General features: G+C 72.7%; 11 protein-coding genes. 9 read left to right on the plus strand and 2 right to left on the minus strand.

The window, feature by feature from the left end; all coding sequences use genetic code 11:
* Nucleotides 1-59 precede the first annotated feature (59 nt).
* From E1281_RS33210 to E1281_RS33220, 3 genes are all read left to right on the plus strand, one after another.
* Nucleotides 60-254, plus strand: a complete 195-nt coding sequence (locus E1281_RS33210; protein WP_207943641.1) for a hypothetical protein — start codon at nt 60-62, stop codon at nt 252-254.
* Between the two features lie 145 nt (nt 255-399).
* A complete protein-coding gene (locus tag E1281_RS33215) occupies nt 400-975 on the plus strand; it encodes a DUF3000 domain-containing protein (RefSeq protein WP_131883675.1) in 576 nt (191 codons plus the stop codon).
* Between the two features lie 294 nt (nt 976-1269).
* Complete coding sequence (locus tag E1281_RS33220; RefSeq protein ID WP_207943644.1) at nt 1270-2469, plus strand: ribonuclease D; 1200 nt, start codon at nt 1270-1272, stop codon at nt 2467-2469.
* 87 nt (nt 2470-2556) lie between these two features.
* Here the strand turns inward: E1281_RS33220 and E1281_RS33225 are convergent, their stop codons facing one another.
* Together E1281_RS33225 and E1281_RS33230 are read right to left on the minus strand one after the other, a co-directional pair.
* Nucleotides 2557-4212, minus strand: a complete 1656-nt coding sequence (locus E1281_RS33225) for a long-chain-fatty-acid--CoA ligase (RefSeq protein ID WP_131883677.1) — start codon at nt 4210-4212, stop codon at nt 2557-2559.
* 70 nt (nt 4213-4282) lie between these two features.
* Nucleotides 4283-4930, minus strand: a complete 648-nt coding sequence (locus tag E1281_RS33230; RefSeq protein ID WP_131883678.1) for a carboxymuconolactone decarboxylase family protein — start codon at nt 4928-4930, stop codon at nt 4283-4285.
* A gap of 114 nt (nt 4931-5044) precedes the next feature.
* On the opposite strand from E1281_RS33230, the gene E1281_RS33235 reads away from it, so the two are divergent.
* The 6 genes from E1281_RS33235 to E1281_RS33260 all read left to right on the plus strand — a co-directional run.
* Nucleotides 5045-6427 (plus strand): aromatic ring-hydroxylating dioxygenase subunit alpha, encoded by a 1383-nt coding sequence (locus E1281_RS33235; RefSeq protein WP_243717669.1) that lies wholly within the window; start codon nt 5045-5047, stop codon nt 6425-6427.
* Nucleotides 6424-7011, plus strand: a complete 588-nt coding sequence (locus tag E1281_RS33240; protein WP_207943642.1) for a 3-phenylpropionate/cinnamic acid dioxygenase subunit beta — start codon at nt 6424-6426, stop codon at nt 7009-7011. Before E1281_RS33235 ends, E1281_RS33240 begins: the two co-directional genes overlap by 4 nt.
* Nucleotides 7008-7382, plus strand: a complete 375-nt coding sequence (locus tag E1281_RS33245; RefSeq protein WP_207943643.1) for a hypothetical protein — start codon at nt 7008-7010, stop codon at nt 7380-7382. The genes E1281_RS33240 and E1281_RS33245 overlap by 4 nt, the downstream gene beginning before the upstream one ends.
* Nucleotides 7379-8164 (plus strand): SDR family oxidoreductase, encoded by a 786-nt coding sequence (locus E1281_RS33250; RefSeq protein ID WP_131883680.1) that lies wholly within the window; start codon nt 7379-7381, stop codon nt 8162-8164. The genes E1281_RS33245 and E1281_RS33250 overlap by 4 nt, the downstream gene beginning before the upstream one ends.
* 41 nt (nt 8165-8205) lie before the next feature.
* Nucleotides 8206-8403, plus strand: coding sequence for a ferredoxin (locus tag E1281_RS33255; RefSeq protein ID WP_131883681.1), 198 nt, complete (start codon nt 8206-8208; stop codon nt 8401-8403).
* Nucleotides 8400-8897 (plus strand): FAD/NAD(P)-binding oxidoreductase (locus tag E1281_RS33260; protein ID WP_131883682.1); only part of this gene is annotated, 498 nt, incomplete at its 3' end. The genes E1281_RS33255 and E1281_RS33260, both read left to right, overlap by 4 nt.

Here is an 8897-nt window from a genome sequence, read left to right on the forward strand (position 1 = left end):
ATGCGTGTCATAGCCGAGGGAGGTCCCCCTTGTACTGCTCCACCTGCGGTGATGAACGTGTGTTCGAGCAGCCGCCGTGTCCGGACGGGCACGGCGAGGAGTGCCCGGAGCGAGCGTGCGTCGAGTGCGGAGAGGCCATCCTCGTCGGTGCGCCGCCGCCTGCTCTCGCCGCCGCCCCGGCGACCGCGACCGCGACCGTCACGGCGCCCGGCCGGACCTCCGGCCGCGCCGCCACCGCGCGGGCCGTGGCCTGAACGGCCCGGCCCCGGAAACGAAACCATCAGTGCTGTGCCTGCTTCTCCTCCCCGTCCCCTCACCGCCGGCCGAGCCGCCGCCCACGGCGGCGCCCACCGGCATCCCCGACCCGAGTCACTCCCCCGCAACCAGGCCGGTCCATCCATGAACCCACCTGCCTTCCAGCGGGCCCTCGACACGCTGCGCGAGATCCTCGACGGCCCCGCCCTCAGGCCGGAGCTCGATCTGGAGGACATGCCCGCGCCGCAGAGCCTGGCCCCGTACGCGGCGGCCCTGTCCGGCAGCGTCTACCGCGAGGACGACACCGAGGCCGCCATGGGGCGCCTCATCGTCCTGTACGACCCGGACGGCCGCAGCGGCTGGACGAACGGCTTCCGCGTCGTCGCCTACATCCGCGGCGACCTCGAACCCGACATCGCCGCCGACGAGCTGATCGGCCCGGTCGCGTGGGACTGGCTGCTCGAAGCGCTGGAACCCGCCGGCTACGCGGGCGTGTCCGGGACGATCACCCGCGCGGTGTCGGAGAGCTTCGGCGACAAGCGCGACGAGCCGTCCACGACCGAGCTGGAGCTGCGGGCCTCCTGGTCGCCGACCGGCGACGACCTCGCCGGACACGTGACGGCCTGGTGCGAGGTGATGTGCACCACGGCGGGCCTGCCGCCGTCCGGCGTCGCCGCGCTGCCGAACGGTCCGGGAGGACCGGGCGGGGCGGACGGCTGAGCGACGTACGGTAGGGACGTGAGCAGAGCGTCCGAAACCGAGGCAGCGGGGGAGAACACGGGAGAAGTGCACCTTCCCCGGCGGCCCGCGCCCCCAAGGCCCCGGCCGGTCCGCCAACCCGAGGATGAAAAGGGTTCAGCAGGAGTGTCCGAAACGCGCGCCACCGACTCCCAGGGGGAGGCCGGTGCGGAGGAGACGGCCGCCGAGAGGCGGCCAGGGACCGTTCCAGCGCCGGCCGGGGCGGAGCCCGGCCCGGACGGCGGGGAGGCCGGCGCCGGTCCCCCGGCCGTCCCGCTGCTGGAACCGCGCGAGGGCGTCCCCGCCGTGGTCACCGACGCCGACGAGCTGGAGCGCGTCATCGAGGCGTTCGCCGCCGGGAGCGGCCCCGTCGCCGTCGACGCCGAGCGGGCCTCCGGCTACCGGTACGGACAGCGCGCCTACCTGGTCCAGTTGCGCCGCGCCGGGGCCGGAACCGCGCTGATCGACCCGATCTCCTGCCCCGACCTGTCCGCCCTCGACGCCGCGCTCGCCGACACCGAGATGGTGCTGCACGCCGCCAACCAGGATCTGCCGTGCCTGGCGGAGGTCGGCCTCGTCCCGCGGCGGCTGTTCGACACCGAGCTGGCGGGGAGGCTGCTCGGCTACCCGCGGGTCGGGCTCGGCTCCATGGTCGAGAACGTGCTGGGGTTCGTCCTGGAGAAAGGGCATTCGGCCGCCGACTGGTCGACCCGTCCCCTCCCCGAGGACTGGCTGCGCTACGCCGCGCTGGACGTCGAGCTGCTGGTCGAGCTGCGCGACGCGCTGCGGGAGGAGCTGGAGTCCGCGGGCAAGCTGGAGTGGGCGCTCGAGGAGTTCACCGCGATACTGGCGACGCCGCCGAAGCCGCCGCGCCCCGACCCGTGGCGCCGCACGTCCGGGATCCACCGCGTCCGGAACCGGCGGGCGCTCGCCACCGTCCGCGAGGTGTGGGAGGCCCGCGACAAGATCGCCCGCGAGCGCGACCTGTCCCCCGGCCGGGTGCTGCAGGACGCCGCGATCATCGAGCTGGCGCAGAAGGCCCCCAGGACGCCCGCCGACCTTCAGGCGCTGCCCACCATGCGGGGACGCGGCGCCCGCCGGCACCAGTCGGCGTGGCTGCGCGCCGTCGGCCGCGCCCGCGAGCTGCCCGAACGCAGCCTGCCGGAGTCCAACATCCCCGGCGACGGCCCGCCGCCCGCGCACCGCTGGGCCGACCGCGACCCCGAGGCCGCCAAGCGCCTCACGGCCGCCCGCGCCGTCATCGCCGCGCTCGCCGAGGAGCATTCGATGCCGTCGGAGAACCTCATGCAGCCCGACTCCGTCCGCCGGCTGGCCTGGACGCCGCCGGGGGAAGCCTCCACCTCCGCGATCGCCGTCGCCCTCGGCGACCTCGGCGCCCGCCACTGGCAGATCGAGCTGACCGCCCAGCCGATCGCCAGGGCGTTCCTCCGCCTGGAGATCAAAGAGGATCTGTGACACCGTGGGCGGCGCGCTCCGCGGATCGCGCCGCCCGCGAACGGGCCTTCGCGAACGGCAGCGCGGTCCGGCGGGCGGCGGCCGGGGTCAGCGCCCGCTGTAGAAGTCCGCGTACTCCTCGCGCAGGATCTTCTTGTCCAGCTTGCCGACACTGGTCGTGGGCAGGTCGTCGACGACGAGGATCTCGTCGGGCAGCTGCCACTTGGCGAACGTGGCGGCCAGATGGGTCCGCAGCTCGTCGAGGTCGACGTCGCGGCCGGGTTCGGGCACGACCAGGGCCACGGGGCGCTCCTGCCACTTGGGGTGCGGGGCGCCGACCACGGCGGCCCGGCGGACGGACGGGTGGCCCGTGAGCGCGTTCTCCAGGTCGATGGAGGAGATCCATTCCCCACCCGACTTGATCACGTCCTTGAGCCGGTCGGTGATCTTCACGTACCCGTCGGGGGTGATCACCCCCATGTCGCCGCTGCGCCAGTAGCCGCGGTGGAACCTGCCCGCCTCGTCGGACTTCCAGTAGCTCTCGGTGATCCACGGGCCACGGACGCAGATCTCCCCCACCGACGTCCCGTCGTGGGGCAGGAACGCTCCGCCGGCGCCCAGCAGCCGGACGTCCACCCCGGCCACGGGCAGCCCCTGGGAGCGCTTGAGGTCCCAGGACTCCCCCTCTTCCAGCCGCCCCTCCAGGGAGGGCTTGGGCCGGTTGGAGGTGACCAGCGGCGTGGTCTCGGTGGCGCCGTACCCGTGGACGATCGCGGCCCCGGTCAGGTCGTGGTAGCCCTTGATCAGGCTGAGCGGCGGTTCGGTGGATCCCGAGATCATCCGCGCCCGGGACAGGTCCGGCGGCTCGGGCAGCGAGCGCAGGTACTCCAGCATCGGCGCGAAGATCGCCGGTGCCCCGTTGGTCACCGTGACCTCGTAGTCGACCATCGCGCGGGCGAGCACCCCGATCTCCTCGGCGGAGTAGCGACCCGGCAAGACCACCCGCGCCCGCGCGTACACCGCCACCTGGGGCAGCCCCCAGCACTGGGCGTGGAACATCGGCGTCGTCAGCAGGACGTTGTCGTGGTCGCCCACCGCCTGGTCGGCCGCCCACATCATCGTGTGCAGCACGATCCCCCGATGCGAGTAGAACACCCCCTTGGGACGTCCCGTGGTGCCGGTGGTGTAGCACGCGCTGTAGGCCGAGGTCTCGTCGATGACCGGCCAGTCGAACTCCTCGTCCTGCCGGGCCAGCAGCGCCTCGTGGTGCAGGGGGTCCGGCAGCGAGGTCCCGACCTCCGCCGGCGGCCTGTCGCTCATCACGACCCAGTGCCGCACCTGCGGGCACCGCGGCGCCAGCCGCTCGGCCTGCCCCAGGAGGGACTCGTCGATGCACACCACCGTGGCACCCGCGTGCTCCACCACGTACGCGAGGTCGTCGACGGCCAGCCGCAGGTTCATCTGCAGCATCACGGCTCCGGTGCCGGGGATCGCCCAGTACAGCTCGAAGTGCCGGATGTGGTTCCAGTCCAGGACGCCCACGACGTCCCCCGGCCCGACGCCGATGCCGCGCAGCATGTGCGCCGTACGCGCCACCCGCCGCCACGTCGCCGCGTACGAGGTGCTGCGCCACTCGCCGGCCGCGTCGCGGAAAACGATCTCCTGCTCCGGGTGGGTCACCACCGCTTGGCGGAACAGGTTCGTGGTGTTCAGTTGGTAGCCGTCCCCATGGGTCGACGGATGACCGGTCACGAACTCGGACATGAGCAAACCTTTCTGCCCGACGCGCGCCGGGGAGTGGAGCGGGGATGGGCGGGCCGGAGCCGCGGGCCGGTCATGCTCCCGGATGGCTGATCGCGGCGCCCAGGTCGAGGCCCTGGAACTCGCCGGGGGCCGCGACCTCGGTGATCGCGTCGTCCCGGTCGTCGAACTCCAGCCGCAGCGCCCTGGTCATCGTCGCGTGCATGTCGTAGAGGCAGGTGATGTAGGTCAGTTCGAGCACCTCCTCGTCGGACAGTTCCCCGAGCAGCGCCGCGAAGACGGCCTCGTCGACGCGGCCGCCGCCCATGACCAGCGCGTCGGTGTAGGCGAGCACCGCGCGCTCCACCGGCGAGAACAGCGTCGAGACCTCCCAGGACCGGACCGCCTCGATCTTCTCCTCGCCGAGGCCGAGCGAGCGCAGGGCCTTGCAGTGCTGGGAGTAGACGAACTGGCTGCCGCGGGCCCAGCCGGCCCGGGTCTGGCCCAGCTCGCGCAGCACCGGGTCCAGCGTCCGTTCCGGGCTCCGGTACAGGGAGAACCCGCTCACGGCGTGCCGGAAGACGTCGGGCACCAGCGCGAACACGGTCCACCAGTCGCCGGGGGTGCCCGTGGACGTGCCCGGCTCCTCCACCGGGTCGCGGTCGGGGAACAGGCGCTGGTACATGGCGAGGACGACCTCGTCCTGGACTTCGGAACGGCGGACCTGGCGCAGACGCGGCATATCGTCTCCTGGTGTCGGGGCCTACGAGTTCTCTTGATACCAGAAACGCACTCCTTGACAAGGGAAGAGGCCCTGGGCAGAATTCCTTTCTGTTCTACAGAAAGAGGTCCCCCGGTGTTCGACCCGTCCGACGTCGTCGGCCATGTGCGCAACGGGATGCTGCCCGCGCACATCTACAACGACCCCGAGATCTTCGCCGCCGAACGGGAGTCGATCTTCTCGCGCTCCTGGGTCTTCCTGGCGCACGAGTCGGAGATCCCCCAGGTCGGCGACTACGTGGTCCGCCGCGTCATGCAGAACTCCTTCATCGTCAGCCGCGCCAACGACGGCGCGGTGCACGCCATGTTCAACATGTGCCTGCACAGGGGCATGCAGGTGTGCCGCGCCGAGCAGGGCAACGCCTCGCACTTCCGCTGCCCCTACCACGGGTGGTCCTACCGCAACGACGGCCGCATCGTCGGCCTGCCCTTCCACCGGGAGGCGTACGGCGGCGAGGACGGGTTCAGCAAGCGCGGGCGGCGGCTCCTCCCCGCACCGGCGATGGACACCGTCAACGGCCTGATCTTCGTCTCCCTGGACCCCCAGGCGCCCCCGTTGCGCGAGTACCTCGGCGACTTCGCGTTCTACCTCGACTACTACACCCGCCAGAGCCCGAGCGGGATCGAGGTGCTCGGGCCCCAGCGGTGGCGGATCAAGGCCAACTGGAAGATCGGCGCCGAGAACTTCGCCGGGGACATGTACCACACCCCGCAGACCCACACGAGCGTCGTGGAGATCGGGCTCTTCCGCGAGCCGAAGGCCGAGAGGCGCAAGGACGGCACGACGTACTGGGCCACCAGCGGCGGGGGCACCACCTACAAGCTCCCGCCGGGCACGCTCGAAGAGCGCCTGCGCTACGTCGGCTACCCCGACGAGATGATCGACCGGATGAAGCGGTCGTGGTCGGCCGAGCAGCTCGACCTGATCGGCCGCGACGGCTTCATGGTCTCGGCGGCGTCGGTCTTCCCGAACCTCAGCTTCGTCCACAACTGGCCCAGGGTCGCCGACTCCGACGACGTGCTCCCCTTCGTCTCCCTGCGGCAGTGGCAGCCGATCAGCGAGAACGAGACCGAGGTGCTCTCCTGGTTCGTGGTCGACAAGGAGGCACCGGAGGAGTTCAAGGCGCTGTCCTACAAGGCCTACCTGATGTGCTTCGGCAGCAGCGGCATGTTCGAGCAGGACGACGTGGAGAACTGGGTCTCGCTGACCGCCACCGCCGCCGGCACCATGGCGCAGCGCCTCCTCCTCAACGGCCGCATGGGCATGCTGGCCGACGGTTCGACCATCGCCCCGGCCCTGGGGGCCGACGAGTGGGCGGGCCCGGGCGAGTCCCGGGTCGGGTACGGCGAGTACAACCAGCGCCACCTGATGAACCGATGGGCCGACCTCATCGAGACGGGGCCCCCCGACACGGCGAGCGTCACCGTCGGCACCCCGGGACGGGAGGACGCCCGATGACCGCGCACATCCCCGTCACCTCCGCCGAGAGCCCCCTCGGCGCCAAGGCGACCCCGGCCGTCGCGGTGGGCGACCCGCTCCCGTTCTCGGATCCCGCGCATCTGGCCGCCCACGAGTGGCTGGTCGAGGAGACCTACCTCCTGGACCGGCAGGAACTCGAGCGGTGGCTCGCCCGGATGACCGAGGACGTCCACTACTTCATGCCGATCCGGGTCACGACCTCCCTGGGCACCGGCTACGACACCGCCCGGCGGATGGCCCACTTCGACGAGGACCTCTACTCCCTGGAACGCCGCGTCGCCCGGCTGCGCACCGGGCACGCCTGGACCGAGGACCCGCCCTCGCGGCTGCGCCACCACCTGTCCAACGTGCGCACCTTCGCCACCGACGTGCCCGGCGAGATCCTCGTGGAGTCGGCGGTGCTGCTCTTCCGCAGCCGCGGCGACGTCAACGAGCCGTCCCTGCTCTCGGCGGGCCGCAGCGACGTGCTACGGGACGCCGGCGGCGAGTGGCGGCTCGCCCGCCGCCACATCACGGTCGACGAGTCGGTGCTCCGCACCCAGAACCTGGCGGTCTTCCTATGAGCCTGTACTGGGAGGGCGAACTCGAGGACCGCGCCCGCGCCCGCGCGGCGGCGGAGGAGCTGGCGGCCCTGCGGGCCGGGCGGATCGGCGAGTCCCTGACCCTGGTCAACGAGTTCTCCGAGATCGAGGTGAGCCTCGTCCAGACCCGCAACGGCGTGCGCCTGCTGGTCGAGGCGCCCCAGTCCGCCCAGTGGGTCACCCTGGACCCGCTGGAGCTGGAGGCCCTCACCTGGCAGGGCCCGGCGACGTTCTCCGCGATGGTCGGCCGTCCGTTCTCGCCCCTGTTCCCCGAGCAGGACGGCACAGGACGGGACGGCACAGAACAGACCGGCACAGGACAGGACCGCACGGGGCAGGAGCCGGCCTCATGAACACTCCCGTGCTGGACGGGCAGCGGGCGCTGGTGGTCGGCGCCGGGTCGGGCATCGGCCGCGCGGTGGCGGAGCGGTTCGCCGCCGAGGGCGCGGCCGTGGTGGCCCTGGAGCGCGACGAGGCCAAGTGCGATGACCTACGCGAAGCGGCTCCCGGCATCGACGTCGTCCAGGGCGACGCCCGCGAGGCCGCGGTCAACCATGGCGCGGTGAACCGGTGCCGGGACCTGCACGGCGGTCTCGACGTGCTGGTCCACTGCGTCGGGATCTTCGACTTCTACCGCCCCCTCGACGCCGTGCCGGAGGACGCCTTCGACGACGCCTTCGACGAGATGTTCTCGGTGAACGTGCGGGCGGCCATGCACGGCGTCCGCGCCGCGCTGCCGGAGCTGCGGCGCAGCAGCGGGAGCATCGTCCTGACGGAGTCGACCTCCGCCTACCGGCCGGGCCGGGGCGGCGCGCTCTACGTCTCCACCAAGTTCGCGGTCCGCGGGCTGCGCATCGCGCTGGCCCACGACCTCGCCCCCGAGGTCCGGGTCAACAGCGTCGCGCCCGGCGGCACCGTCGGCACGCGGCTGCGCGGCGCGCAGGCGATGGGGCTGGACGGGCAGAGCCTCGACGGCCCCGACCGCGCCGCCGACATCGCCGCGCGGGTCCCCCTGCGGGTGGCCCTCTCCGGCGAGGACCACGCCTGGAGCTACCTGTTCCTCGCCTCGCCGATGTCCCGGGGGATGACGGGCACCGTGCTCCACAGCGACGGCGGCGCCGGCATCAAGGGCTGACACGGCGAGGGCCGACGACGACACGAGAACAGGAGTCCCGAATGTCCATCCTGAAGGCGGACGCCGAAGCCTGCCAGGGGTATGCCAGCTGCGTCATCGCGGCCGACGACTACTTCGACATCGACGACGACGGCCTCGTCGTCCTGCTGGCCGCCGAGGTGCCCGAGGCCGACCGCGAGCGCGTCGACCGCGCGGCCCGCGGCTGCCCGGCCGCGGCCCTCCGGCTCGAGGCGACGTGACCCGCGACCTGGTGATCGTCGGCGCCTCGGTGGCGGGGGTCGCCCTGGCCCGGGCCCTGCGCTCGGGCGGCTTCACCGGACGCGTCCGCCTGGTCGACCGGGAGGCGGAGGAGCCCTACGACAAACCGCCGCTCTCCAAGGCGCGGCTGACCGAGCCCACCCGGCTGCTCACCTTCCGGGAGGCGGAGCGGCTCGGCCTGGAGCTGCTGCTCGGCGTCGAGGCGACCGGCCTGGACACCGCCGCCCGCCGCCTCACCCTGTCCGACGGGAGCCGGCTCGACTACGGCGTACTGGTGATCGCCACCGGAATGCGGGCGAGGCCGCCGGCGTGGAGCGGGCCCGGCGTCCACGTGCTGCGGACGCTGGCCGACGCCCGCGCGCTGCATGCCGGCCTGGCCCGCGGCGGCGACCTCGTGGTGGTGGGCGGCGGCTTCATCGGGGCGGAGGCCGCCGGGACCGCGATCTCCCACGGCTGCCGGGTCACGATGGTGGAC

This window comes from Actinomadura sp. KC345 (genome assembly GCF_004348515.1).
Lineage (GTDB): Bacteria > Actinomycetota > Actinomycetes > Streptosporangiales > Streptosporangiaceae > Spirillospora.

Excerpts from the sequence above, each read along its gene's own strand:
- E1281_RS33255 (WP_131883681.1), top strand. The coding sequence starts at position 8,206 with ATGTCCATCCTGAAGGCGGACGCCGAAGCCTGCCAGGGGTATGCCAGC.
- E1281_RS33245 (WP_207943643.1), top strand. The coding sequence starts at position 7,008 with ATGAGCCTGTACTGGGAGGGCGAACTCGAGGACCGCGCCCGCGCCCGC.
- E1281_RS33250 (WP_131883680.1), top strand. The coding sequence starts at position 7,379 with ATGAACACTCCCGTGCTGGACGGGCAGCGGGCGCTGGTGGTCGGCGCC.
- E1281_RS33215 (WP_131883675.1), top strand. The coding sequence starts at position 400 with ATGAACCCACCTGCCTTCCAGCGGGCCCTCGACACGCTGCGCGAGATC.
- E1281_RS33230 (WP_131883678.1), bottom strand. The coding sequence starts at position 4,930 with ATGCCGCGTCTGCGCCAGGTCCGCCGTTCCGAAGTCCAGGACGAGGTC.
- E1281_RS33240 (WP_207943642.1), top strand. The coding sequence starts at position 6,424 with ATGACCGCGCACATCCCCGTCACCTCCGCCGAGAGCCCCCTCGGCGCC.
- E1281_RS33225 (WP_131883677.1), bottom strand. The coding sequence starts at position 4,212 with ATGTCCGAGTTCGTGACCGGTCATCCGTCGACCCATGGGGACGGCTAC.